This window comes from Streptomyces humidus, from assembly GCF_014649655.1.
GTDB classification, from domain to species: domain Bacteria; phylum Actinomycetota; class Actinomycetes; order Streptomycetales; family Streptomycetaceae; genus Streptomyces; species Streptomyces humidus.
The window spans coordinates 107,111-130,991 of the sequence record NZ_BMTL01000007.1; the positions used below are offsets into that span (position 1 = coordinate 107,111).

Consider the following 23,881-nt stretch of genomic DNA (forward strand, 5'->3'; position numbering starts at 1 on the left):
TCACGACGTTCCGTACGCTGTCCGCTCCCGGGCGGACAGCGCGGGAGCCAGGCCCTTGATGGCCTTGATCGTCGCCCCGGAGGCGACGGCCACTTCGGGCGCGGTCATCTCCGCGGCGACGGATACGGCCAGCGCGGTGTTGTGCCCGGCACCGAAGACGAGGATGCAGCGGTTCGGCAGGTCGATGATGACCTTGCGGGGGGTGTCCTCGTCCTCGTTCGCTTCGGCGAGTTCGGCGATGGAGCGGCCGAGGGAGAAGATGCTCGAGGAGCTGGCCCCGGCGCGGTCGGCCACATCGCGGTGGACGCCGTCCGAGTGGGCCAGGACCATGCCGTCGGAGCTGAAGAGGACGGCGTGCAGAACGCCCTTCTCCTCCGCGAGACGGTTGAGGACCCAGGACATGTCGTGGGTGTCGGCGGTGGGCTGCTGGTCAGGCACGGAACTGCTCTCCTTCGGTGGGGCTGGACTCGTGGTCGCGGATGGTCTCCGCCAGGTGGGCAAAGCCCTGCGTGAACGCCTCGGGGTCCTCCGCAGGCGCTGGCGCACCGGTGACTACGGGGGCCGTGGGTCGGGGGGAGCGCCTGCGCCGCTGCGGCAAGACACTGCCGTCCGACGGCTCACCCCGTCGGTCGGCCTGGTCACCTTCCGCGGGAGCCTCGGTCGGTGGGGCCGAGGCGTGCCCTGGGGTCCGAGAGGCCGCTGCTCGGCGCTCCGCCTGGGTTTCCTCTGCGGTCGGACCGTGTCCGAAGAGTTCCCGCGGGATGCGAAGGACGGCCCGCACGCCGCCGTACGGAGACGTACTGGTGACATCGGCGGCGAAGCCGTACTCGCCGGCGAGGCGGCCGATGACGGCGAATCCGAGCTGGCGCGTGTCCTGCAGAGCCGTCACATCCAGCACGGTGTGCCGCGACAACTGCCGGGCGGCCTCCTCACGCTGATAGGCGTTCATGTTCAGGCCGCCGTCGTCGACGACGATGCAGAAGCCCGTCTGGAACGCCTGCACCTCGACGAAGACCTTGCCGTCGGAGTACGCGGTGGCGTTGGACAGCAGCTCCGTGAGCGCCACCGTGACCGGCTCGACGACACGGCCTTCGAGCCACGTCTCGCCGCTGCCGGGCTCGTAGGTGTAGCTCACCCGCAGATAGGCGTTGATCCGGCCCCGCGCGGATTCGACGACTTCGCCGAAGGTGCAGTCCGCCCGCTGCAGACCGGGCCACGAACCGGCCAGGATGCGCGTGCGTTGGAGCGTGTGGAGGGCCTGGGTGACCAGGTGGTCGAAGCCCATCAGGCTCTGGTGGTACGTCGTGCCCTGGGGGTAGCGGTCCATCTCCTCGACGACGTTCAGCTGGCAGCGGTGCAGATGCGTCTGCGCCTCGTCGATGATGTCCCGCACTGAGGACCGCGCGGAGAGCCCGATCTGATCGCGCGTGACAGTGAGGGCCTCCTGGAGCAGCCCCATCACGGTCTGATGCCCGTGGTCGATGGGACTGCCGGCGAGACGCTCCTGGCTGAGTCCGGGCACCGGCACGCCACGGTGTCCGCGGGCGAGGGCGTCCACCAACGCGGGCATCCGCACCTCAGCGAAATACTTCGATTCCGCCTCCACCGCGCCGGCGTAGGCGAGCGCGGAATCCCGCTGCGCTTCCAGGGGTTTGACCCTGGCGGCCAGGGCCCGCTTTCTCCGAGCCTGCACTATGAGCCCCACCGACGTGGTGGCGAATCCGCCACCGAGCAGTGCGGTCGCGGTCACCAGCGAATCGAGCATGAGAGGTCCTCGCGCGAAGTGGGGGTCGACAGTGAATGGTCGGGAGCAAGGCCGAAGCGGCGCGCTTCGGGCTGCGGCCGAAGTGCTGTGAGCAGCGGGAGGACCGCATACAGCGGCAGGGGCGCGGAGTAGACGCGGCCCTCGTTGTTGCCGAGGCGGGCCCAGTGGAGATCCTCGGTCGGGCCGGAGCTCAGCGGCGGCACGGCAAGAACTCCGCTGTCGCGGTGGTCCACCGGCCACGGCCAGCACATACCGCGGCCGGACTGGGGCGGCAGGATCAGCACCCACTCGTTCCCGCGGGCCACCGCGGCGCCCACCGGGTGCGGGTTGATGTGACCCAGCAGGGAGAGAATCCGGCGTGCCGCCAGCTCGGGCATCGCCGCTGTGTCACAGTCACGGCCGATCTCGACAGCGACCGGGGCGCCGGCGGTGATCGTGGCCGGGAAGAGGTCCGCGATCGCGGGCACCGTGCTCACGCGGCGATCATCGGCATCGCCGCCCGCTCCAGCTCGCTCATCAGGACGGCACTCTCGATCAGGCCGATCATCGAGAACGCCTGGGGGAAATTCCCCAGCTGCCGGCCGGACGCCACGTCGTACTCCTCGGCGAGCAGGCCGACGTCATTGCACAGTGCGAGCAGCCGCTCGAACAGGGCCCGGGCCTCCTCCGGCTGGCCGGTGAGCGCGAGGGCGTCGACCATCCAGAAGGAGCAGAGCAGGAAGCTCCCCTCGTCACCGGCAAGGCCGTCGAACCCCACCTGGTTGCCGTCGGTCGGATAGCGGTGGACCAGGCCGTCGTCCGTCGAGAGCTCGCGGCGCACCGCGGCGACCGTGCCGATAACCCGCGGGTCGTCCGGCGGGAGGAACCCGGTGCGCGGGAGCAGCAGCAGGGCCGCGTCCAATTCGGTGGACCCATAGGACTGGGTGAACGTGTTCCGCTCGGAGTCGTAGCCCCGTTGGCACACCTCGGCGTGGATGGTGTCGCGGAGCTCGGCCAGCTCGGCCAGGTCGGCATCGAGGACGCCGGCCTCCACCAGGCGAACCGTGCGGTCGACCGCGACCCAGGCCATGATCTTGGAGTGCACGAAGTGGCGTCGTCCGCCGCGCACTTCCCAGATGCCGTCGTCCGGCTCCTGCCAGCGCCGCTTGAGGTAGTCGACGAGCCCGAGGTGCAGGGTCGCGGTGCGCTCGCACCGGGCGATGCCGTGCACATGGGCCAGATACAGCGTGTCGATGACCTCGCCGGGAACATCGAGCTGGAGTTGGTCGGCAGCGTCGTTGCCTACTCGAACCGGCGTGGAGCCCTCGTACCCGGGCAGCCAAGGCAATTCCCGCTCGGGCAGATTCCGCTCGCCCAGGATCGAGTACATGATCTGAATGTCGTCAGGGTTGCCGGCCACGGCCCGCTGGAGCCACTGCCGCCATGCTTCGGCCTCCTGGCGGTAGCCGGTGCGCAGCAGGGCGGACAGGGTGATCGAGGCGTCGCGGAGCCAGGTGTAGCGGTAGTCCCAGTTGCGTACGCCGCCGATCGTCTCGGGAAGAGAGGTGGTCACGGCGGCGACGATCGCGCCGGTCGGCGCGTACGTCATGGCCTTAAGCGCGACCAAGGAGCGGACGACCGCATCACGGTACGGGCCGTCGTAGGTGCACCGCGCCACCCACTCCAGCCAGAACTCTTCGGTGGCCTCCAACGCAGCCCAGGTGTCTGGGATTTCCGGTGTCGCGTGGTGGTGGGAGGAGTGCCAGCTGAGGGCAAACGTCGCCGTGTCGCCCGCGGTGACGGTGAACCGGCTGACCAGGGCGTCTTCCTTTTGGACAGTGTCCACCGTGGCGTCCAGCCAGAGGGCGTCCGGCCCGTCGACGGCAACGGTGCGGCCCTGATGTTCGTAGATCCAGGGCCGGTGCTTTCCGTATCCGAAGCGCGGGCACCAGGCGGATTCGACCTCAACCGTGCCGCTGATCCCTTCGACGATCCGGATGAGCTGCGGGCTGTGGCCGTCACGGGGAGGCATGAGGTCAATGACGCGGATGCTGCCGGTCGGGGTGTCCCACTCGGATTCGAGGATGAGTGAGTCGCCGCGGTAGCCGCGTCGGTCCGCATGCGGGGCCTGGGCGCCGTCGGGGCGGGCGGGGCCGATCTGCCAGTAGCCGTGATCCCCGGTTCCCAGGAGGCGGGTGAAAACAGAGGAGGAGTCGAAGCGCGGCAAGCAGAGCCAGTCGATGCTGCCGTCCCGGCAGATCAGGGCGGCCGTCTGCATGTCTCCGATGAGTGCGTAGTCCTCGATACGCCCAGCCATGGAATATCCGTCTCGATAGGTGCGGGTGCTCCCGAGGTCTTGCGAGGCAAGGTGGGGAACAGGGGCGGGTACGGGAGGGGCTCGCTCAGCGCCACGACCCGCGCGAACGACAAACCTGAAGGCACGGAGGGCGGGGCCGGCTTCGAGCGGCCGCGGCCGGCAGCGCTGAGTTCATCGAGCCACAGCCTTCACTCGAAGGCCTTTCAGATCGACGGCGGTGCAGCCCTGGAGCGACAGCACTTGACGGCTCGCCAGCAGCCAGGGGAGTGCGGGGTCTTCGTAGGAGACCTTGACGACGTCCTTCCCAGGGACCATGAGCAATGTCCGCGGGTCGTAGAGGATGCCGGCGACACCCCAGGCCAGCGGCCGTTCGACCCAGGCGGCCACGTGTTCGCGCAGGTGCGGGCAGTGCTTGACCGCGATGAGCGCACACGGTGGGCAGACTGGGGCAGCGGTGGTCAGCTCCCCCTCAGCCACCGGCTGACCGACTTGCTTGAGAACGAAGAGTTGCCGCTCCGGATCCTGCTCCAGGGTGTCGGCGCCGCAGACTTGGCACAGCATCCGGCTCACCGCACGCCGTAGGCGAAGCACGTGGACCTTCGGGAACAGCGCTCGGCCCGATCCGGGGGCGATGGACTGCCTGACCCACAGCACCCCGTCCGCGTCGCGGTCGTAAGGCATCTCGCCCGCGAAGCCGATACCTCGCCCGCTCGGGTGACGTACCACGGCGGGAGTCCGGTGATTTTCCCCGCTCCACGCGGCGATGTACGGCACCGGAAGACCCCCTTGTTCGTGCTGGGTCCTGTTCATGCTGCGGCGCTCGTCAACCGGTGCGGAGCGACGATCTTGCCGTTGGGAAGGATCTCGCCGGTGTCTTCGAAGAGGAGGACACCGTTGCACAACCAGCCCTGTTCCGGGTGGGCCGCGACCACGACGGCGGCCTCGCGGTCCGCGGCCTCGGCGGAGGGACAGGTGGGCTTGTGCTGGCACATGGTGAGTCCTCGGAAGAATCGGCATTGGGGGAGGAGCGATTGGCTATCCGGCAGAGGGACCGGCTGCCGTGGGGGAGCACTCACCACGGCAGCCGGGAGGCAGCAGCACTACGGCCCTGCGCCTCGCTCCGGTCTTCCGGAGGCTGCGGTGACGGGGTGGCACCGGGTGCCTTCGGGATAGGACTCGGAGCCCGAGGGCGGGCGCTGGCGTACGGCGTTCACGGGGGTGTACTGCCGTGCGGCGGCGCGCGCCCCGCTCGTGGGGTGGTCGACTGCGCACTGCGCTATGAGGTGTTGTGCGGTTTCGGCCAGCAGGATCAGGTGCACCCGCGAGCCCATGTAGTCGGTCGGGGCGGCGCTGGCGAGGAGCGCGAGCCGACGCGGCCCGCCCGCTGCCAGCGCCAGCGCCGGCAGATGCTCACGGAATACGGCCACTATCTGGTCGACCTCGCCCTGGCAACGGGGAAGAGGTTGGGAGGGATCTCCCAGCACCTGGTCGATCAGGGCTACAACGATGTCGCCGCCGCTACGTAGGGGCCGCCCGAGGCGAAACAGCCGAGACGCAGGCCGTCGGCCGTTCGAGCTGGCTGCGCGAACGTCGCCACCGAACAGGGCGCCGAGAATCGGCGGGACGAGAGTGATCACGACAACCTCCCCGTGGGCCAAGCACCAAGGCGACCGTTGCGGGAGGGGACCGCCAGGTAGTCGGCGTGCTTCCCCGTCACGCCGAAGTGGCGCAGCAGCGTCCTCAATGCGCCGAGTGGGATGGGGTACTCGGCGCGCTCCCACCGGCTGACAGCCGAGACCGACGCCCCCGCTACGCGGGCCGCGTCCTGCAGCGTGGTGCTCTTCGCCTCACGCAGACCGCGCAGGTACACGCCCAACACGATCCCGGCAGGTGCCTGGGGCACTTCGGTGGGCGGCGAGAGGAGGTCAAACATGATCGTCCTTGCGTGGTGTGGCCGAGCGGTTCAGGACTGGTCGCGTGGCACAGATGACCGGGTGTCGGTAGGCCCCGGCCGGGGCTGCCGGCTCGTTCTCTGTCCTCGGACGACGAGGACGGCCATGGCTCCGACGATCAGACTGATGATGATCAGTCCGGTGCTGGTCACCGCAGCCTCGGCGTGGATCCGGCGTAGGCGATCGTGACCAGCACGAGGGCGAAGGTGAGCGCGCGCAGGCATTGGCAGTTGGGGCACCAGGCCCGTCGGCGTGGCCGCCAAGGACTAGGCACGGCAGACTTCCCGGCGCTGCGGGACGGGCGTTCCGCGCGGCGCCCGCATGCGGTCCCTGGTACGGCTGAGCGCCTCGTGCAGCGCAGCCGCCGGGGTGGTGGACACAGCTACCGGCTCCGGCCGGGTCACCCACAGGCCCGTACAGCCGCGGCCGCCGTACCCGTCGCAGACCCACCGCCCGGTCCTGGTACCGGGCACGCAGTCGGAGTGGGCGGCCCCCCACCGGTGGAATGTGCCGGCCTCCACCGGCACCAGAAGGCTTTGGTGGCCGAGGCAGTACTTCAGCGGGCCAACCCCCGTGCCGTCGGCCACGAGGGCGTCGATTGCGGGCAGCCCCAGAGCCATTCCCACACGCACAGTGTCGTGGGCTCGCGGGAGCGCACCCGGCGGCGGTTCACCGATCGCGACATGCCACAGGTGGTGACTCCGTAAGTTCATGTGAACTGCTCTCCAGACGAGAAGACCGCTCGGGTGAATCGTGAGAGGGGGTTCTGGTGCCGTGCCGTAGCGGGGGAGGCCGGCGCGGCACCAGAACAGGGACAGGTCCCACGACTGTCAGGCGTGCGCGGAACCGATCTGGACGGCCCGGGAAGGAGCTGACCGCCCAGACAGCGGCCCGTGATCCGGTGGCTCCGGGACCGCGGTCGCTGGCGTCACTCCACGGTGACGGAACCGGCGGGACAGCGGTACGCCAAACCGCGGCCACTTGTGGGCCACTTCACCCGCGGCACGCGCACAAACCGAGGGTGTTTTGGTCTGCTTTATCCATCGTCATGGGTGCGGCGCAGCGACGGGCGGCGGGCGAAGTGACACAGAAGTGGCCGCGGTTTGGCGTACCGATGCCTGCCGTGTTCCGTCACGGTGGAGGTGGGTCGATTCCGGCCGCGCCGCAGGGCGTCTCGATCACGAGGAGACGAGGTTGCCTCCGACTACCGCCGAGCTGGTCCATGACCAGAGCCTCGGAAATCTGCTAGACCACTGCGATGTCGAGCTTGCAGGACTTCCGGCCCCGCAACGCACCGCACGCGTTGCGCTCACCAGCTTCCTGGACGATGTCGACGAGGGACAGCTCGATGACGCCAAGCTGGTCGCAAGTGAACTCATTGCCAACGCCGTCAAGCACGGCCGCGGCGCGGTCCTCATAAGGATCGAGGTCTACGAACTTGGCACGGCGCTGGGCGTCGTCGACCTGGGTCATGACACCGGCGTCCTCCCCTCACACCCGCGCAACTCGTCCGTGGAGCCGGACACCGCGGCCACATGCGGACGCGGACTGTTCATCGTCCAGAACCTCGCCAACACCTGGTCGGTCGAGGAAACCGCGAACGGAAAGATCGTCATCGCTGTGCTGACGCGGGAAGGATCTCGCTGATGACCGACTTGGACACCATGAGTCGTCATCTGGGACAGGGCCTCTTAGCTCATCCCCTGGGCGTCAACCTCGGCGCCGTCGGACTGGCGGGGAGCCCCACCCGCGGCGAGGACGATGGTCCCTTCCTCGACGGCCTGCGCCGCGCCGTGGAGCTCGGCGCCAACCTCTTCGACGCAGCGGACTCCTACGGAGCCGGGCGGGCCGAACGAATGCTGGGGCGCCTGCTGAGGGAGTATCCGGATCAGACTTTCCTGATCAGCAGCAAGGTCGGGAAGATCCGAGGCTCCGCGCCGCACGCCTACGCCGACCGGCACATCCACCACCAGCTGCAGCAGACACTGGAGAACCTCTACGCCGAGGAGCTGGACCTCTACACCCTGGACTCGTGGGACTTCGGCCCTCAAGACCGCTACCTGGGCACCGCAATCGATCAGATGCACACCCTGCGGGAAGTCGGCGCCATCAAGGCCATCGGAATGCGGGGGCCATACACGCCCGCCGAAGCGACTCCCGCCGAACGCGCCGCCTGCGCCGAGCGATTCCTCCACCTCTTCCGGCTCATCAGACCGAACGTCATCTGGACTCGATGCAACGCCCTGACGCCGACCATCACGCTGGAAGGCGAAGACCTCTTCGCCTTCACGGCACGCCACGGGGTCGGCGTGATCCTCGCGGCGCCGAAGGCCCTGGGTCTCCGGAACGCTCTCGCTCCGGCCGGCGCCGAGAAGGCACCCTGTGGGCTTGAGTCGCTGTACGCCAGATTCGGTGACACTCCGGGAACGCTGACCCGGCTCGCGTTGCTGTCTGGCGTTCAGCGCGCCGGCCACTGTGCCACGGTCGTCGGCTTCACCAGTGAGGCTCAGCTCGAAGAGAGCTTCGGGTCTCTTTCCGGACCCGTCCTCACGGCCGTCGAGCTGCGGCTGCTCGACGACGCGTACGCCCGAGTCCGCGCGCAGATGCACCCGAAGCCGAAGGAGAGGCTGGCGGCCGGCACCGGCCTGTGATGGGCCAGCGCTGCCGGGCCGTTGCCGTCCATTGTGCGACCACTTCTAGGCGAGCGTAGTCCGCGAGGTTGCGGAGGAGGGCAGGGGAACCGAGCGGATGGTCCTCCAGCGGTAGGTTCTGTCCTGGCGCCGCAGTTCCACGAGATCCACGGTCGTGAAGTGCAGCGGCACCGGCGGGAGAGACCGCAGAGGTTCGACGGCGTCGATGACCGCGGGCGCGGATCGCTCCTGGTTGCTGTAGGCGATACCCAGATGCGGGCGGAACGCCGTCGTCGGAGCGCCGCCGGGGACGCCGGCCTGCTTTCCCACAGCGTGAAGGGCGGCGTGGAGGCGGACCAGCGGTTTCCAGGGCGTGAGGCTGAAACGGACGGCGCCCCGTGAGCCGGCCAGAGGGTGAGCGAGGCCGTGGAAAGCGCTGACGGGCAGCTCCTGCGTCAAGTCGAGCAGGTGCTCCACCTGCGCGGTCGATACCTGGTCGACTGCGCCCACGCGCAGCAGGGTCACGTGCAGACCGTCGGCGGGGACAGGATCCATGCCCAGGTGCTGCAGAGCCCGTTGGCAGTGTTCCGTCCGCTGCAGCAACTGGCCGGGGTCCGGGAACGTGTGCATCCAGTAGTACTTGCGCTGCCGATCCGACCACCCGGGCCGGTCCCAGTGATCGGCCATGCGCTCGACCCGCTGGAACGCCCGCCAGTCGTGCTCGACGATCACTTCGGGATCGTCGAGGCTGGCAGGCGGCGCGCTGGGAAAGGCGCTGGGATCGGTGTCCAGCTCGGGCGACACGTAGCTCCTCGGAGGGTCAGGGTGCGATCTGCGACGCCCAGCCGACGGCGATCAGACCGACCTGCGGTTGTGACTGCCAAGTCCGCAGTTCCTCGGCATAGTCCCCTACCTCAGCTTCGTCGTGCCACCGCTCGGCGTTCTGGTAGAGCTCGACCGCCCTCTCCCAGACGGATTTGATTGGCCGACCGGTGCCTGATCTCAGGGCGCGGCGGCCCCGCGCCATGGCGTGCTCGATCTCGGGCGAGCCCTGCTTCAGCAGCGCGGATGCCACATCCAGTCCGACCAGGGCACGGCTCCACTCTGACTGTGAATGCTCGATCAGCTCTTCGATCTGGTCGGCGTGGGCCAGGACCTCCGCGGTGTCCCCGAGGGACAGCCGTGTGGTGATGGCGTTGGCGAGGGAGCGCGCCATGGAGTAGGGCTCGAAGCTGATGCACGAGGTGAGGCCGTCGGGGAGTGACGTCTGGCGGTCTGAGAGTTCGAGGGCGTGCCCGATGGCTGCTTCAGCTCCTGCGCGATCGCCGATGCGCGCGAGCGCCCGGGCACGGCCGTTGACCAGCAGTCTGATGGCCTGGGGGTGGCCCGGGGCGAGGGCGATACCCGCGGAAGCGGCGTCGTCAGCGTCCGCATAACGCTTCTGGTAGTAGAGGCCGAGCGAGCGGGTGCCGTTCGCCCACATCTCCATGGCCACCTCGCCGACCTCCCGGGCCAAGGTCTCCGCTTCCGAGCAGTAGGCGTCGACCACCTCGTAGCGGGCGCCGGCGTTGACGGCCATGTATCCGAGAAGTCCCGAGGCCTGTGATGCAAGCCGGAAGAGTTCCGTCCTCGTACGGGGCGGTTGGTGGCCGGCGAGGATGCCGTGCAGCGTCTCGCGGATGATCCTGGCTTCCCCTGCCAGATGCTGGGGCCCGAGCGTTTCGTACCGGGCCACGATGCTGGCGATCGTTCCCCTCACCATGCCGAGGACGGGGTCGTCGGCGTTGGAGCTGGTCAGCCTGTGAGTCTGGCTCACGATGGTCAGAGGGTCGTCGAATCCGGGGGGATCCGCGGGCGCGACAGGGGCGGTGCTGCGGTGCCCTGAGCTCCAGGAGCTGGCGTCGATGGGTTCGAAGAGCCGCTCGGGCGACATGTTGAACATGTGCTGAAGGACGAGGGCGGCATCACGGCGGGGGGTGCTTGAGATCGCACCCTTGCGCCCCATCCAGCGGGCGTAGGTACTGCGGGCAATGTCGGTGCGTGCGAGCCGCGGGTTGTTCTCCTTCTCGGCCGCTCGCGCCGCCGCTTTGGCGAAGCGGATGCAGAAGACCTCGTACGAGTCCCAGTGCCGTTCTTGCACCAGGAGGGCGAATCGTGTGGTGGTGTGCACCTGCCGTCCCCTTCAGGTGGGCTCCGGATGAATGCATGTGCTCCGCTGGCCAGGTCCTGGCGTACCGGCCGCGTCGGCCAGGGCGTCAGTCCGTCCGGCCGAACGTGAGCAGGGGCACGTCATACAGGCCGGGGTCACGTGGGCGGGTTACCTCCGGGGCAGTCCACTCTTCGATGACGACCTCGGCAAGGAACTGCACTGTCCCGCCTTGCAGATGGCTGGTGCGTCCGTCGGCGGAGTCCGCCTTGAGCCCTGCCGAGATGTGGATGTGTGGGGCGACTCGCTCCTGGTCGGGGTCCCAGGCGAGCGTCCCGCTCCCGAGGACCTCCAGGGTCTCGACTTCGACCTCTTTCCACAGCGGGCGCTCTGGGTGCTCCAAGGGCTCGCAGGTCCCCACCAGCCGGGCATGACTGAAGCCGCCGATGAAGGTGAGGTGGCCCGCCCGGACGCCGGCCTCGCGACAGAAGCGGTCCAGGGACTCGTAGAAGTCCTCACCGTGCTCGAAGACGACGGCGAACGTCCGGCCGACGGTGATCTCGGTGGCGCGCATGATGATCCGATCGTGGGTCTCGGTGGGTCAGCGGTGCGCCGCGAAAGCGGCCTGGATCGTGGTCTGATCGGCGCCGGAGCGCAGCAGCGCCAGCAGAAGCAGCCGGGCCTTACGCGGCTCAAGCCGGCCGCCGTTGATCAGGCCACGGCCCAGGAGGTCGGTCTCGGAGCCCGGGCCGAAGTCGTAAGTGCCGGTAAGGACGCTCCCCGCCCCCGTCCTTGAGGTGAGGACGACCGGGAAACGGGAGGCCAAGTTGCCCAGCCGCGGAGCCCACGTCCGGGGTACGTGGCCAGCGCCGAAGGCCGCGACGACCAGGCCGTCCAGGGAGCTCGCTGCGTCGAGGAAGGCGCCCTCACTTCCGAGCGTGGCTTCGATCACCTCGACGGAGGCGGGGCGGATCAGGGGCAGCTCGACGCGCGGCTGTCGCGGCAGGGCGAACTGGAACCGCGGCCGGCCTTCGATCAGGAATCCGACCGGGCCAGCCCCGGGCGAGGAGAAGGCCGACGGGCTGGTGCTGTGAATCTTCTGGACGTGGCGGGCGGCGTGCAGTTCGTCGGCGAAGGCGACGAGGACACCCATCTCGCGCGCTTGGGGGCTGACGGCGGTGCGCACCGCGGCGAGGACGTTGGCCGGACCGTCGGCCCCGGCCATCTGCGCGTGGCGCATGGCGCCGGTAACCACGACGGGCGCCGCCCCCTCGTACAGCAGGTCGAGAAGGTAGGCAACCTCCTCCAGGGTGTCGGTCCCTTGGGTGATCACAAATCCGGTCGTCCCTTCCGCGGCCTGCTTGTTGAGCAGCTCGGCGACAGCGGCGATGTCGTCGATCTCCAGCCACGCTCCGGGGATCTTTCGGAAGTCCCGCAGCTCCAGCTCGGCCTCCTCGGCGAGCTCCGGAACCGCGGCGACGAGGTCCTCGGCGGTCAACCGGGGCGCTACGCCGCCGTGTCCTGCTCCCGGGGCCGCCATCGCGATAGTGCCGCCAAGGGAGAGAACCAGAGCGGAGGGGAGCTGGGCCCGAGGGCTGGGGTCCATGAGGGCTACCTTTCGAAGAAGCGGATCAAGGAGTGCGGAAGCGGCGTCGGACTTCTCAGCGGTCCGGGGCAAGAGAGGCGAGGAAGGCGAACACCTCGTCGAGGGATTCCGCGGTCAGGTGCCGGCTGCGCGGGCGGACGATGCTCGCCGTGCCGCATTCGCGCATCTCACGGGACCGCTCGACCAGCCACACCCAGTCGATGTCCAGGTATCCGGCCATGGAGCGGAGCCGGACTTCCGGGTCGGGGCCCTGCATCACGCTGTGCTCCCGCGCTTCGCCGAGGGCCTCGCTGTACTCCCGCAGGGCTGGCCGCCGTGTGACGGTGTCGACAGCCCAGATCTCCTCGTCTGTCCGCGCCCAGTTGGCCACCACGGCTCGCTGCCCCGGGACCAAGGCGAAGCCGTCGACGTGGGAGTACTCAGGCTTGGACAGCACATCCACACGAACCCCGTGCAGTTCCATTAGCGCGATGGCCAGCAGCAGAAGGATCCGCTCGTACCTGCCGCTGCGGCTCACCTCGGTCTCGGGAATGCAGAAGGCGCGGGAGAGCGGGGCGGAGCCGGCATAGCGCGCCGAGATGGTCTGGAGGTAGTCAGTCTTGTGCCTGAGCCACAGCCACGCGGCGGCTTGCTCGCCCGTCTGCTCACGGGTCCAGAACGCCGGGGGTTCCGTCAGGCCCTCCAGCCGCCGCATGATGTGGCGGGCACAGTAGGTGGATCCGAGCCATTGGGCACCTGCCTTCGTGAGGTCAGGAACGGTCCTGCGACTGGGAGCCGATCGCGGGAGATCGAGGTACGTCTCCAGTACCTTCTGCTCCTGCTCAAGAGCGAAGTCGTCGGCCAGGAGTCCGTCGTCCAACTGCACGAGGGACCACACCAAGCCGTACGTGAGGTCATCCAGTAAGTGACCTTTCGGCAGGGCTAACGCGCCTTGCCCGGCCGATGCCGCTCTGTCACGGCGGGCGATCGCGGCGTCGACGACAAAGAGCTGCGGCGACTCCCGGTCGTCAACGCCGATGAGGAAGCCGCGACGGGCTGGTCGGAGGAATTCGTACAACGCTCCCGCGTCGCCAGCGTCGAGGTGGGCGAGGCAACCTTCACCAGTGGCGGCGCGGAAGGCGACAGCCGCTGTCGTGCCGTCCAGTGCCTGCCGACCGGCCAATTCCCACCCGCCGACCGTTTCACCGGGCGTCATGAAGAACCGGCTCGTGGGCCACTGCTCTGCGACGAACACGGAGGCGCGCAGAGCCTCGCCCTCGGGCGCGGAAGCGCTTGATGGGATGAGAGCCGGTGCTGGGCTGAACAGATCGGCTGCCGGGACCTTGAAGAGATGTTCGAGGATCAGAGCGGTGTCGGGCCAGGGCCGTCCATACCAGTCGCCCTTCGCCCACCGGTGGAAACTCTTCCGCGACACCGTGACACTGGCCAGCCTCGGTTTGCCCAGCTCCCCCGCCAGATCACGGGCTGCGCGCTCGAACTGAAGACAGAACGCGCTCCACTGGTCCCACCGGCGCTCCACGAGCATGACGTGGAACAAGCTGGGGTGGGGCATCAACACGGCCCTCCTCGAACAGCTACGGAGCGCGGCTCTCACGGTGGAGCGGACACATCCCACACGGCGCGACACCAACAACACAGATCGTGACCTCGGTCAGGATGCTCCTCCATCTGTGTCCTGCGCAACACAACCTAGAAATTTTCTTCATAGAATTGGTTGTCGCAAGCCGGACCGACCGCCACACTGGCCACCATGGCGGATGCGAACGAGGCCCCCTGGTCACTCACGCACAGCGAAGTGGGCAGTCGGCTGGAGGAGTTGAGAGAGCGCCGCGACCTGACGCAGGGCGCGACCGTCGAACTCCTCATGCGAGAACGCAGCATCAGGACCAACGTCTCCACGTTGAGCAAGATCGAGAACGGCAGGCAGAAGACACTGCCGAGCGACCTCGTAGAGGGCCTGCTCGACCTGTACGGGGCCGAACCCGAGACGCGACGGTATGTGCTCGGCTTGCTGAGCGTGGACACGACTCCAGCCGGTCGCCGACGTCGGCCGGCGCTTTGGCGACGCCACGCAGCGCTACTCGGACCGATGAAGTTCGAGGGGTACCTCCAACTGGAGCGGCGCGCGTCGCGGATCCGGAACTATCAACCGCACCTGACGCCGGGTCTTGTCCAAACTGATCTCTACGCACGACATGCCATCGCGAGCATGCGCCCCGAACTCAGTGCAGCGGATGTCCGCGGTCTCGTCGACGTCCGTATGGATCGGCAACAGCAGGTCTTCGGCGGGAGTCCGCTTCGCGAGTTCCAGGCATTGCTCGAACAGGGGGCGTTGCGTCGCAAGGTGGGCGACGAAGAGGTCCGGCACGGGCAGCTCGAGCGCCTCCTGCGTGTGTCGCAGGAGGAGAAGATTGAAATCCGCGTGCTGCCGGACAGTATCGGGAGCCACCCAGGCCTTGCTGGGCCGTTCGTTCTAATGGGGTTCGACGAGGCGTCCAGGGACGTTGTCTGGTGCGAGCTCGCGAAGAGGTCGGTCTACTTCGACCAACCCGATGACGTGGCCTACTACGACGAGGTATTCACCGATCTATGGAAGCGGGCTCTGAGCCCTGCTGACACGCGCGTCCTCATCGAGGAAATGATCAAGGAGAAGTAGTGAGCAAGAGCAAGCCCGCCCCCTCCGAGTTCGACCTGTCGGCCGTGGAGTGGGTGGTGTCCTCGCACAGCGGTGGCGGGGGCGACTGCGTCAGGGTCGGCACGCAGGACGGGTTCGTCCTGGTGGGCGATTCGAAGAACCCGGATCGCCTCCCGCACGTCTACACCCCCGGCGAGGCCAAGGCCTGGCTGCTGGGGGCGAAGGACGGTGAGTTCGACTTCCTGCTCGGCTTGTAGACCCCAACTTCCAGGCGATCACGCTACAAATCGGACGCTGAGAAGGTCGACGCAGAACTGTGGCGACAGCGGCGGGCTCGTTCCGGTCGGGCGACCCGCCGCTTTGGTGTGTTCGATAGCGATAGGGGTCGTCTTGTTGGTCGGGCCGCCCCCCAGGCCCCGGCGCCGACGGTCCTGAGGGAGAAAGGCCGTTCATGCTGCACGGCAGGACTGACTAACGGGAGCCCATGCGCGGCGAAATTTCAGGACTCGCGCAGTCTAGATAATGGCTGGCGCCTCGGCTGGCCGGCGAAGCGAATTCGTGAAGAGCCGCCGGGCCTCGGCAGCATTTGATCGCGCAGCCCCTGATAGGGCATTTCGCAGACTCCTGGAAATCACGGCTGAAGATTCGCTGGTGATGAGCCATCCGGCGAGAGAGGGTACTCGCTCGGCCTTCCGCTCTAGAGCGTACGTAGTGTGGCCGCCGAGGGTCGCCACACTACGGATGAGTCGAAAGTTCTGCTGCTGGTAGTACGCGGCGAGGGCTGCAGAGCTGCAGTCGCGGCGGACGTGGCTGATGCCTGCACGGGCTGCGTGGTCGACGGCCCAATCGGCAATGAGTGTGCCGAGTTTGCGGTGCCGTACAGCGGGGTCGGTGACGGTGCCGTTCAGATAGTAGGCAGTCTCGGCCGCTTCGTCGGCGGTCCAGGTCCAGGGTGCCGCGGTTCGGAGGACCGTAGTGCAGCCCAGGATCCGGTCGTCTTCGGTGAGGACCCACATCTCGCTCGGGTGCCTGGTGCAGTTGCCGGCCAGCTCGTGGACGTGTTTTCCCCAGCTGCGCCAGCTCGGGAGCTGCTTGTCCTTCATCCAGTCGGAGCGGGCCTGGATCATCAGGGCGAGGCGGGGTTGGTCTTCCGGCGTAGCCGGGCGCATTGCGAGCATGCGGTCCGCTCCTGTGTGTGCTCGTCCACGAGCGGGTCAACAAGTTGATGTGCTGGGCGGAACCTTAAAGGCCTACTTCCTGGTAGCTACAACTTTCCCGCCAGAGCACTTCGAAACGCTTGATGAACCATGCCGGTACGTGGAGGGATGCCCGGAAAGCGCTCTTAACAGGCAGGTCCCAACCCGGCTGAAGTCCGCTCAGGCCGCGGTAGGCATGGCTCGGCGCAGCCCGTCGGCGAGGCGCTGGGCGAGGACGGCGGCCTGGTGGGCGCCAGCCGGCCCAGGGGTGGCCTCGATGGCGCGGATGAATGCGGATCCGACAATGACCGCGTCGGCGTAGGAGCCGACGCAGGCCGCCTGCTCCGGGGTGGAGACGCCGATGCCGACGCCGACGGGGAGGTTGGTGAGGGTGCGCAGGCGGCCGACGAAGGTGCGCAGGCCGGGGTGAAGTGGGCCTTGGCCTCCGGTGACGCCGGCCGTCGCAGGGGCGTAGACCATGCCGCTGGCGGCGGCGCACACGCGGGCCAGGCGTTGATCGGTGGCGTTCGGGGCGACGACGAACACGGCGTCCAAGTGGTGTTCGTGGGCGGCGCTCAACCAGTCGGTGGCCTCTTCGACGGGCAGGTCGGGGATGATCACGCCGGTCCCGCCAGCGGCAGCGAGTCGCTGGGCGAAACGGGAGGGCCCGAAGTGGTGGATGGGCTGCCAGTAGCTCATAACGACCAGCGCGGTGTTGGAGGCAGCAGCGAGCTCGCGCACGGTGGTGAACAGGTGCTCGGTGCGGAAGCCAGCCCGGAGGGCCTGTGCGGCGGCGTGCTGGATGACCGGGCCGTCCATGAGGGGGTCGGTGTACGGCAGGCCGATCTCGATCACGTCGACGGTCGTCGACAAGAGATGCAGGGCGTCGAGGCTCTGCCCGAGCGTGGGGTAGCCGGCGGGGAGGTAGGCGGCGAGTGCGGCCCGGCCTTGTCCGCGAGCGTTGGCCAGGGCCTGACCCAGGCGGGATGGCGGTGCGTCGAGTGACGAAGGGGTGGGGTTCATAGTGCCCGTCCTGGGGCTCGATCGGCCGGCCGACGGTGGTCAGCCCGGCCCGGGGCTGCGAAGCAGGCGATGGAGGCCCTGCGAGGTGGGAGCTGGGCTCCGCGTGCGGGTACGCCGACGGCGGCCCGGGATCACAGGGGGCCGGGCCGCCGTTGCGTCGTCCTGAGCCTTCACGAGGTGTCGGCTCAGGCGCTGGTGGGCCGGGAGAGCTCGATTCGTCTCCGTCGGCCGGTGAGGGTCAGTCCAGTTGCATGGGCACGTTGATGTACTGGGCGGCGACCCAGCCCTTCTGGCCCTTGTGAGCCCCGGACTTGACGGTGACGTAGCCCCAGGCGCCCGGCTTGTCGTTGCGGCCCTTGTTGCACTGCCAGTACACGTCGGTGCCCTTGGAGAGCTGGCCGGTGGCGGTGTATCCGGTGCCCGGGCCGGTGCGGAACTTCACCGTTGTGTACACGTCGGTGTTGATCTTGATCTGGTGGGTGCAGGCGCCGCTGCCGACCGTCGCGGCGCTGGCGGTCGAGGCGGTGGCGACGGCGCCGCCGAGGAGCAGCGCGCCGGTGGATGCCACGGTCGCGGCTCGGCGGGTGAGGGTGTTCATGTGCGGCTCTTCCTGGTGTCGTCGGCCAGAATTCGCTCGGCCGCCTGTGCAAGGCTTCTTCACCGCGGTGCTCAGGCGGTGCGATGAAGGCGAGCGAGAAGGGAATCCGGAACCCGACAGGTTCGTCTTCGTTCCGGATCCGATCTTCTTGCTGAGCAGGGGAGTTGACCAGGCTCGGTTTATTCCGTGAAACCGCATTCCGGAACGGTGGTGTCAGGTAGAGGCCGTTCCGGGAATCGATATGCAGGAAGAGCTATTACAGGAAGCGGTATTTCCGAGAGCCCCGCGGCGGCGACGGTCAGGCTGTGGTGACGGAGACGGCGAGGGCCCCGATGACCATGTAGGGGCCGAAGGAGACGTGCGTGCGGCGGGCGCGGCGGGCCGTCAGCCGTGCCACCTCCGACACCGCGCCGACGACGAATCCCGCGGCTGCTCCCCAGAACAGGGCCGTCCAGCTGCTCCAGCCCAGGAGAGCCCCGATGGCCGGTGCGAGCTTGACGTCGCCGAGTCCCATGGCGCCGGAGAACGCCATGAGGAGGAAGACGGCGGTGAGCACGCCGGCGGCGGCCGCCGCGCGGCCCAGGCTGCCGGTCTCGCCGGCCAGCGCGGCCGCGGTGAGCAGGATGAGCGTCCCGCCGCAGGCGGGGAGGGTGAGCACGTCGGGAAGCCGTTGCACGGCGAGGTCGATCAGGGCGAGGGCGACACCGCACGCGGCGACCCAGTACTGGGCGGCGGCGAACCAGCCGCTCGCTGCGCCCGTTGCGACCACGGCGAACGCGGCGGCGGCCACCGCCTCCGGCACGAGGGCGCGCGGTCCGATCGCCTGTGCGCACGCCGGACAGCGTCCGGAGACGGGCAGTACGGGCAGCCGGCGTCCCAGGACGGCGCTGCCGCAGTGCGGGCAGGCACTACGGGCGGACGCGGGCGCCGGGACCGAGCGGGCGAAGACCGCAGGGCGGGCCGCAGCACCGGCCAGGGATCCGACGACGGCGGTCAGGGCAACGCTGAGGGCGGACAAAAGAGACTCCTACGTACACAGCCCGGCCTCCCCGTGACGGGCCGGTCTGCTTCGACCCTACGGCTCGCTGCGACGACTCCCTCCGGCCCGCCTCCGTGAGTCCCTACACCGCGCCCGGTAAGGCCGCCGGGCGGCAGAACTCGAAGGCACATCGGCCTCGTACGGCGCCGGCTCATGCTCCCCGTGCGCCGGCGTCGAGCGTCTCCGCCAGGCTGAGCGCGGCCAGGACCTGCGCCTGGCCCTCGGCCGGTTGCAAGGTGCCGGCCGCGGTCGCCTCGGCGATCCGGGCCGCGTGTTCCAGTGCCGTGGCCACGCCGGTCGGCTCCCGGTAGGTGGTCAGCCACTCGAATCCCGCGCGGAGCGCGGCCGCGAGGTCGCCGCCGTGGTCCTCGGGGGCGTTCGTGGTTAACGCTCGGAGCCACAGGTCGGCATGGGACTGCATGATCGCGGCGAAGGGCCGGTAGTCCGTGACGGTGCCGCACCGGCCGCCGGCGCCTTCGGGGCCGCGCCGCCCAGTCCATCTGTCCGCCAGCCACCGGTGGCGGCGGCAGACCTCCAGTCGGTAGTCCACCGGCCGGTCCCGTGCCCGGGTGCGGCGTTCGACGACGACGGTCGACGGTGTGGTGCAGGTGGTGATCTGGCGCAGGACCGGCACAGCGGTGCCCCCTTGGTCGTGGGTGAGGATCTGATCATGGCCACGGAGGGGCGCGCCGGCGTCCACGATTGGACGGTACGGCTGTGACCCGGATCTCACTTTGTGGGTGGTGTTCCGCAGCCGTGCCGGTCTCGGTGCGGGGTGCGGCGGTCGTTTTCGGAGATTGGTCAGCGCGCGCCGGCGGATCCCGGTACGACGCGAAGGCGGCCGGGCTCGGGTCCCGGACCTGTGGGTGGCGTGGGAAGCAGCTGGTAGGGCTGCCACAGTGCGGGGATTTGCTGGCTGTGCTCCCAGTGCGGGGCGCCGGTCAGGGCGACGATCCGGTGCACGGGGACGTGCAGCGGCAGGTGTCGGCCGCCGGGGTTGAGTGCGATGCCAGCGCTGTCGACGGCTTCGAGCGTCCCGAACAGGGTGGCCCACGAGTGCTGTTCAGCGTCACGGCCGCACAGCACGTCCAGGCGCAGCGCGCTCCAGCGCAGCCAGGGCGCCATCTCCTCCAGCTCGGCCAGGGCCTGTGGGCTGTCGGGAATCCAGCAGCCGTACCCGTCGCGCAGGGCGCTCGCGATGCGGTAGGTGCGTTCCTCGCCCGCTCCGTCGCGCCACGGCCGGTCGGCCGCACGCCGGGCCCGGCGCTGCTCGAGGACCTCGTCCGTCGGGGTGGACGGCTCGCGGTCGCCGTCGCCGGGCAGGAATGGGAACGCCTGCCGCAGCAATGCCTCAGCTGCCGCCTGGTCTGCCGCGCCGCCGGTGACCGGGCCGCCGGCGGTGAACCGCGGCTCGTAGTGGGAGGGCTGGGCTGCCTGTTCCCGTTCCAGCTTCGCCACCAGGTGCGCCGGGGCAGCAACGACCGCCGCGTAGGACGGTCCGGCGGTGTCGCCGCCGCTCCAGGACACGTAGTCGTCGACCTCGCGGTGCCCGTGGGGGACGACCGGGCCCAGTACGGGGGAGGCGGCCAGGTAGGCGACCGGGGTGTCCCGGGTGCCGGTGAGCGGCCAGTCGCGTACCAACAGCAGTCGCGCGGACATGGCGGCGGACTCCGCCTCGAACTCTTCCTCAAGGCGGGTGCACGCGGCTGTCACGGCCTGCGGCCACCACAGGGCCAGCTCGGCGTCCGCCCACGCTGCCGGGTCTGCGTGCCGGTCGCTGGGGGTGCGCGGCGGCACGGGCAGCCGGGTGACGTCCCGCACTCGGGCGCCCTTCAGCTCGTCCGCGACGGCGGCGCGGGCCAGGTCGGCGGACTGCTCGGCGCCACGGCCTCGCGAGCGGGCCGCAAGCCACACCCCGCATACCAGGGTCCACACGTCCAGGCGCGGTTCTGGCTCGTACATCCGGGCCCGCCGGCGCGAGAGGTTGCCGACCGCCGCGCCGATCTGGTCCAGCTCCCGGCGCTGGTCGGTGTCGGCGCAGCGTCGCACCGCGTCCCGGGCGCCGTTGTATGCCTCGACCTCAGGGCACTGGGCGGCGTACTCCTCCAGGAAGCCGCGGAACTGGGCTGCCAGCTGCTGCCAGGCGTCGGCGAGCACGGCGGCATCGGCGGCCAAAGTGGAGTCGGTGCGGGCGGTGTCCAGCCAGCGCCGGAACTGCTCGTCGTCACCCGGTGCCCACCGGGCGGCGTGCCGCGCGTACCCGAGCCAGGTCTGCGGCTCCCGGTCGGTCCGGCAGCGGTCCAGCTGGTCTTGGCGCTGGGCGGCGAAAGCGGCCGCCCGCCACAGGGCATCGGGCGCCTTCGGCAGGACGATGTCGCACTTCTTGCAGATCTGCGCGAAGACCTCGACGAGCGGATGAGTGGAGGCCTCGGCGGCCGGCTTGGCGAACCGGCAAGCATCGGAACTGAAGCGGCGCAGGTCGGGGTGGGGGACGTGGAACTTCCCGCTGCGGCCGCCGGTCAGGGCCACCCGGATCGCGGCCAGGGCCGGCAGCTCGGTCCCGAGGGCGGCGAGCCCGCGGCCGGAGATCTCAGGGAAGGCCCGCCGCACCGCTCAGGCCCCCGTCGCCGGGGCCATCACCGGGCGCGTGCCCAGAGCTCCGCAGGCGCACGGCGGTGACCCGCCGTCCAGATGGGCGGGGAAGATCTGCGCCCACGCCAGCAGCGAGGCGGTCCACAGACCACTCAGCAGCTCGTGCACCTCCTCCTCCGACGGGGTCCTGCCGGTGTCGCAGCGCAACAGGGCCCGGGCTAGGGCGTGGACGGCGATGTTCACCATCGACTCGCGTTCCGTGCAGCTCTGCCGGAGCGGGTTCTCACCCGCCAGCGAGAGGCACCGGTACGCCTCCGCGAGCTCCTCGCGAGCCGCTTTGGTTTCGGCGGCGTCCATGGCAGGCAGGATGTCCGCGGCCAGGTCGCCGAGGAACACAGCGGTATGGGCGCCGGCCTCACCGCCGGTGTGCAGGGCGCGGGCGTCGAAGGCGAGCAGGGCCCGCCGCAGAAGGTCTTGGACAGCTTGCGGGGCGGGGGCGGTCGTCACGGGGAAAGCGTACGGGCTGCGCTGCGCCGGCCCAGGGCGTTCTCGGTTGCTCACCCTCCCGAGTGCCGTGACCTGTACGGGCTTTGCAGCCCGTCACGCCCTGATCCGCGGCGGCAACAGCACCTTCTCGGCCAATGCGGGTGGGAAACAGGGCAGGAAGAGCGGCTCTGGCGTGCTGCTTGCCCGGTCCGCTCCATGATCTGGCCTGGGCCAACTCGGCTCTGGGGACGGTGAGGAGCAGCGGTATGGGCGTGAGTGACAGCTATCTGTCCAGGGCGGAGGTCCAGCAGATCCTGGGCATCAACTCCTTCGGGCTGTGGCGCCTGGCACGCAAGTACGACGACTTCCCACAGCCGACCGAGCCGCCGTACAACCCGTTCGCGGGGTTCGGCGAGAAGAAGGAGCCCGAGGAGGTCTGGGACGGCACCCAGGTCTACCGATGGGCGGCGGACACCCCCGAGTTCACCCACCGCGGCGCCGTCCTGCTGCGCCCGCGCGAGAAGGACCTGCCGGCCGGCCGGTGGGCCGGATTCCAGGACACCGTGCGCGGGCCAGCGCTCGACTGGCACACCGCCGTGGGCACGATCCGCGTCGTGCACTGCGACGATCGAAGGGTCGCCACCGACGTCGCCTCCGCCCTTGCCGCCTCCGGCAACCCGGACAGTGTGGTCACCGTCTGCGCCCTGTACGGGGACATGAGTTTCCGCGGGCCCTCCCTGGTCGCCTCCGACACCGCGCACCCGGGCATCGAGTACGAAGCCGACTGGGGCGACGTCGCCGCACTCGCCGGGCAGGATCTGCCCTGGTGGCCTCACCTGCTGCGCCTGCCCCAGCTGATCCGCGAGTGGCAGCCCGGCGCTCCGGCGGCCGTCGTGGAGGTGCCGCCCAACGCCAACGAGAAGATCTTGCGCCGCGCAGCGCGCAACGACGCCTTCGACGTCACCTCACACCTGGCCGCGACGGACATGGCCAACGACATCCGCAACGAGCGCATCGACCACACCACGCACGACAACGAGATCTTCGGCAAGGAGGGATACGGCGAAACCCCCAATCCCGTTGCCATCGCCGCCGTACCCGACACCAGCCACCACCCACTGCCCGTCGGGGGCGAGCGCCAGATCCTCAAGGCCGGCTGGACCAAGCTCGCCCTGAGCAATCACCCGGACGCCGTCGCGGCCCTCGAAGTCGCCGTCGGCCGCGAGCCGGCCCTGCTGCCGTTCGGCGCGCTCGCCGAGGTGCCGGTGAGCACCGGCACCATCAGCGACCGGTGGACCCGCCGGCTCACCATGTGCGACCCGACCGCAGCCCACGTCGTCCTCGCCCAGGGCAAGAAGGCGGACGCGTTCTTCATCGACCCGCTCACCGACATGCCCGTCCTGCGTACCCCAGACGACGGAGGGAGGCCGGTGTGGCGCTTCTACGCCCCGCTGTCCCTTCCGGCCGGCGGCGCGGAACTCACCTCGGTCGTGCTGCACCACACGGTGTGGGTCCTGACCAGCGACGACCACGTCCACCCCGCCCCATGCACACCCTCCGAGCACCTGTGGTGGGGCAACGGAGGGGGCGACCGTCCCAGCGAAGCCGCGATGGTCATCGACGCGCTCCTGGACGACCTCGGCGCCACCCTCAACCTCCGCGAGCACTGGAAGGCGCCCAAGGGCCTGACCGCACTCCTCAACGAGGACCACAGGCAGGGCAGCGAACTCACCCGCAGCACCCTGCTGCACGCCCGGATGACCCCGCCACGTACCAACTGAAACACCCACACCGATGGGTGCGGCCGCGTGCAAGACCGCACCCATCCACCACCTCGACACGGCCACACAGGCACTCTTCGCCCGCGTCACGTGACGAACAACCCGCCATGCAGTTGAACCGGCGAGAGATCCACCT

The 23,881-nt window shown here is 69.4% G+C and carries 26 protein-coding genes; 5 read left to right on the top strand and 21 right to left on the bottom strand.

Going from position 1 to position 23,881, the window contains the following annotated elements:
* From IE239_RS10125 to IE239_RS10165, 9 genes are all read right to left on the bottom strand, one after another.
* Positions 1-438: a roadblock/LC7 domain-containing protein gene (locus IE239_RS10125; protein ID WP_006379036.1), complete on the bottom strand. Its 438-nt coding sequence runs from the start codon at positions 436-438 to the stop codon at positions 1-3.
* Positions 431-1,765 carry a histidine kinase gene (locus tag IE239_RS10130; protein WP_190148952.1) on the bottom strand — a complete coding sequence of 445 codons (1,335 nt, stop codon included), beginning with the start codon at positions 1,763-1,765 and terminating at the stop codon, positions 431-433. Before IE239_RS10130 ends, IE239_RS10125 begins: the two co-directional genes overlap by 8 nt.
* Complete coding sequence (locus tag IE239_RS10135) at positions 1,747-2,241, bottom strand: hypothetical protein (protein ID WP_190148953.1); 495 nt, start codon at positions 2,239-2,241, stop codon at positions 1,747-1,749. The genes IE239_RS10130 and IE239_RS10135 overlap by 19 nt, the downstream gene beginning before the upstream one ends.
* Complete coding sequence (locus IE239_RS10140; RefSeq protein WP_190148954.1) at positions 2,238-4,061, bottom strand: glycoside hydrolase family 15 protein; 1,824 nt, start codon at positions 4,059-4,061, stop codon at positions 2,238-2,240. The genes IE239_RS10135 and IE239_RS10140 overlap by 4 nt, the downstream gene beginning before the upstream one ends.
* A gap of 171 nt (positions 4,062-4,232) precedes the next feature.
* On the bottom strand, positions 4,233-4,835 hold the full coding sequence (locus tag IE239_RS10145; RefSeq protein WP_190148955.1) for a hypothetical protein: 603 nt from the start codon (positions 4,833-4,835) through the stop codon (positions 4,233-4,235).
* Positions 4,836-4,867: 32 nt separating this feature from the next.
* Positions 4,868-5,053: a DUF5999 family protein gene (locus IE239_RS10150; RefSeq protein WP_190148956.1), complete on the bottom strand. Its 186-nt coding sequence runs from the start codon at positions 5,051-5,053 to the stop codon at positions 4,868-4,870.
* 108 nt (positions 5,054-5,161) lie between these two features.
* A complete protein-coding gene (locus IE239_RS10155; protein ID WP_190148957.1) occupies positions 5,162-5,488 on the bottom strand; it encodes a hypothetical protein in 327 nt (108 codons plus the stop codon).
* Positions 5,489-5,694: 206 nt separating this feature from the next.
* A complete protein-coding gene (locus IE239_RS10160) occupies positions 5,695-5,994 on the bottom strand; it encodes a helix-turn-helix domain-containing protein (protein WP_190148958.1) in 300 nt (99 codons plus the stop codon).
* 285 nt (positions 5,995-6,279) lie between these two features.
* Positions 6,280-6,633, bottom strand: a complete 354-nt coding sequence (locus IE239_RS10165; RefSeq protein ID WP_229878022.1) for a hypothetical protein — start codon at positions 6,631-6,633, stop codon at positions 6,280-6,282.
* Positions 6,634-7,207: 574 nt separating this feature from the next.
* On the opposite strand from IE239_RS10165, the gene IE239_RS10170 reads away from it, so the two are divergent.
* Both IE239_RS10170 and IE239_RS10175 read left to right on the top strand, forming a co-directional pair.
* Positions 7,208-7,660: an ATP-binding protein gene (locus IE239_RS10170; protein WP_190148959.1), complete on the top strand. Its 453-nt coding sequence runs from the start codon at positions 7,208-7,210 to the stop codon at positions 7,658-7,660.
* Entirely contained in the window at positions 7,660-8,664 is a 1,005-nt protein-coding gene (locus IE239_RS10175) for an aldo/keto reductase (protein ID WP_006379101.1), read from the top strand. Before IE239_RS10170 ends, IE239_RS10175 begins: the two co-directional genes overlap by 1 nt.
* Before the next feature lie 45 nt (positions 8,665-8,709).
* Here the strand turns inward: IE239_RS10175 and IE239_RS10180 are convergent, their stop codons facing one another.
* The 5 genes from IE239_RS10180 to IE239_RS10200 all read right to left on the bottom strand — a co-directional run bounded on the left by IE239_RS10180 (position 8,710) and on the right by IE239_RS10200 (position 13,947).
* Entirely contained in the window at positions 8,710-9,447 is a 738-nt protein-coding gene (locus IE239_RS10180; protein ID WP_006379247.1) for a 2'-5' RNA ligase family protein, read from the bottom strand.
* Between the two features lie 16 nt (positions 9,448-9,463).
* On the bottom strand, positions 9,464-10,813 hold the full coding sequence (locus IE239_RS10185; protein ID WP_006378694.1) for an NsdA family TPR-like regulatory protein: 1,350 nt from the start codon (positions 10,811-10,813) through the stop codon (positions 9,464-9,466).
* Between the two features lie 85 nt (positions 10,814-10,898).
* A complete protein-coding gene (locus IE239_RS10190) occupies positions 10,899-11,363 on the bottom strand; it encodes a PPC domain-containing DNA-binding protein (RefSeq protein ID WP_006378560.1) in 465 nt (154 codons plus the stop codon).
* Positions 11,364-11,390: 27 nt separating this feature from the next.
* Positions 11,391-12,395 (bottom strand): asparaginase, encoded by a 1,005-nt coding sequence (locus IE239_RS10195; protein WP_044472856.1) that lies wholly within the window; start codon positions 12,393-12,395, stop codon positions 11,391-11,393.
* A 55-nt stretch (positions 12,396-12,450) separates the two neighbouring features.
* Positions 12,451-13,947 (bottom strand): transcriptional regulator, XRE family protein, encoded by a 1,497-nt coding sequence (locus IE239_RS10200; protein WP_190148960.1) that lies wholly within the window; start codon positions 13,945-13,947, stop codon positions 12,451-12,453.
* A gap of 198 nt (positions 13,948-14,145) precedes the next feature.
* Here IE239_RS10200 and IE239_RS10205 point away from each other — a divergent pair, with 198 nt between their 5' ends.
* Entirely contained in the window at positions 14,146-15,051 is a 906-nt protein-coding gene (locus IE239_RS10205) for a helix-turn-helix domain-containing protein (RefSeq protein WP_006379119.1), read from the top strand.
* A complete protein-coding gene (locus tag IE239_RS10210; protein WP_006379209.1) occupies positions 15,051-15,287 on the top strand; it encodes a DUF397 domain-containing protein in 237 nt (78 codons plus the stop codon). The genes IE239_RS10205 and IE239_RS10210 overlap by 1 nt, the downstream gene beginning before the upstream one ends.
* A 258-nt stretch (positions 15,288-15,545) precedes the next feature.
* On the opposite strand, the gene IE239_RS10215 is transcribed toward IE239_RS10210, so the two are convergent.
* From IE239_RS10215 to IE239_RS10245, 7 genes are all read right to left on the bottom strand, one after another.
* The gene (locus IE239_RS10215) at positions 15,546-16,208 is read right to left on the bottom strand and encodes a GNAT family N-acetyltransferase (RefSeq protein WP_024127122.1); all 663 of its coding nucleotides are present in this window, start codon (positions 16,206-16,208) and stop codon (positions 15,546-15,548) included.
* Between the two features lie 198 nt (positions 16,209-16,406).
* A complete protein-coding gene (gene trpA / locus IE239_RS10220) occupies positions 16,407-17,249 on the bottom strand; it encodes a tryptophan synthase subunit alpha (protein ID WP_190148961.1) in 843 nt (280 codons plus the stop codon).
* Positions 17,250-17,487: 238 nt separating this feature from the next.
* Positions 17,488-17,847, bottom strand: a complete 360-nt coding sequence (locus tag IE239_RS41940; protein ID WP_024127120.1) for an SH3 domain-containing protein — start codon at positions 17,845-17,847, stop codon at positions 17,488-17,490.
* Between the two features lie 298 nt (positions 17,848-18,145).
* Positions 18,146-18,865 (bottom strand): prepilin peptidase, encoded by a 720-nt coding sequence (locus tag IE239_RS10230; protein WP_190148962.1) that lies wholly within the window; start codon positions 18,863-18,865, stop codon positions 18,146-18,148.
* Between the two features lie 172 nt (positions 18,866-19,037).
* Complete coding sequence (locus tag IE239_RS10235; RefSeq protein ID WP_229878001.1) at positions 19,038-19,586, bottom strand: hypothetical protein; 549 nt, start codon at positions 19,584-19,586, stop codon at positions 19,038-19,040.
* 101 nt (positions 19,587-19,687) lie between these two features.
* Positions 19,688-21,496 (bottom strand): hypothetical protein, encoded by a 1,809-nt coding sequence (locus tag IE239_RS10240; protein WP_190148963.1) that lies wholly within the window; start codon positions 21,494-21,496, stop codon positions 19,688-19,690.
* 3 nt (positions 21,497-21,499) lie between these two features.
* The gene (locus tag IE239_RS10245; RefSeq protein WP_190148964.1) at positions 21,500-21,985 is read right to left on the bottom strand and encodes a hypothetical protein; all 486 of its coding nucleotides are present in this window, start codon (positions 21,983-21,985) and stop codon (positions 21,500-21,502) included.
* A gap of 245 nt (positions 21,986-22,230) precedes the next feature.
* Here IE239_RS10245 and IE239_RS10250 point away from each other — a divergent pair, with 245 nt between their 5' ends.
* The gene (locus IE239_RS10250) at positions 22,231-23,745 is read left to right on the top strand and encodes a hypothetical protein (protein WP_190148965.1); all 1,515 of its coding nucleotides are present in this window, start codon (positions 22,231-22,233) and stop codon (positions 23,743-23,745) included.
* Positions 23,746-23,881: the final 136 nt, after the last annotated feature.

Excerpts from the sequence above, each read along its gene's own strand:
- IE239_RS10205 (WP_006379119.1), top strand. The coding sequence starts at position 14,146 with ATGGCGGATGCGAACGAGGCCCCCTGGTCACTCACGCACAGCGAAGTG.
- IE239_RS10190 (WP_006378560.1), bottom strand. The coding sequence starts at position 11,363 with ATGCGCGCCACCGAGATCACCGTCGGCCGGACGTTCGCCGTCGTCTTC.
- IE239_RS10250 (WP_190148965.1), top strand. The coding sequence starts at position 22,231 with ATGGGCGTGAGTGACAGCTATCTGTCCAGGGCGGAGGTCCAGCAGATC.
- IE239_RS10140 (WP_190148954.1), bottom strand. The coding sequence starts at position 4,061 with ATGGCTGGGCGTATCGAGGACTACGCACTCATCGGAGACATGCAGACG.
- IE239_RS41940 (WP_024127120.1), bottom strand. The coding sequence starts at position 17,847 with ATGAACACCCTCACCCGCCGAGCCGCGACCGTGGCATCCACCGGCGCG.
- IE239_RS10200 (WP_190148960.1), bottom strand. The coding sequence starts at position 13,947 with ATGCCCCACCCCAGCTTGTTCCACGTCATGCTCGTGGAGCGCCGGTGG.
- IE239_RS10215 (WP_024127122.1), bottom strand. The coding sequence starts at position 16,208 with ATGCTCGCAATGCGCCCGGCTACGCCGGAAGACCAACCCCGCCTCGCC.
- IE239_RS10165 (WP_229878022.1), bottom strand. The coding sequence starts at position 6,633 with ATGGCTCTGGGGCTGCCCGCAATCGACGCCCTCGTGGCCGACGGCACG.
- IE239_RS10150 (WP_190148956.1), bottom strand. The coding sequence starts at position 5,053 with ATGTGCCAGCACAAGCCCACCTGTCCCTCCGCCGAGGCCGCGGACCGC.
- IE239_RS10195 (WP_044472856.1), bottom strand. The coding sequence starts at position 12,395 with ATGGACCCCAGCCCTCGGGCCCAGCTCCCCTCCGCTCTGGTTCTCTCC.
- IE239_RS10130 (WP_190148952.1), bottom strand. The coding sequence starts at position 1,765 with ATGCTCGATTCGCTGGTGACCGCGACCGCACTGCTCGGTGGCGGATTC.
- IE239_RS10175 (WP_006379101.1), top strand. The coding sequence starts at position 7,660 with ATGACCGACTTGGACACCATGAGTCGTCATCTGGGACAGGGCCTCTTA.
- IE239_RS10160 (WP_190148958.1), bottom strand. The coding sequence starts at position 5,994 with ATGTTTGACCTCCTCTCGCCGCCCACCGAAGTGCCCCAGGCACCTGCC.
- trpA (WP_190148961.1), bottom strand. The coding sequence starts at position 17,249 with ATGAACCCCACCCCTTCGTCACTCGACGCACCGCCATCCCGCCTGGGT.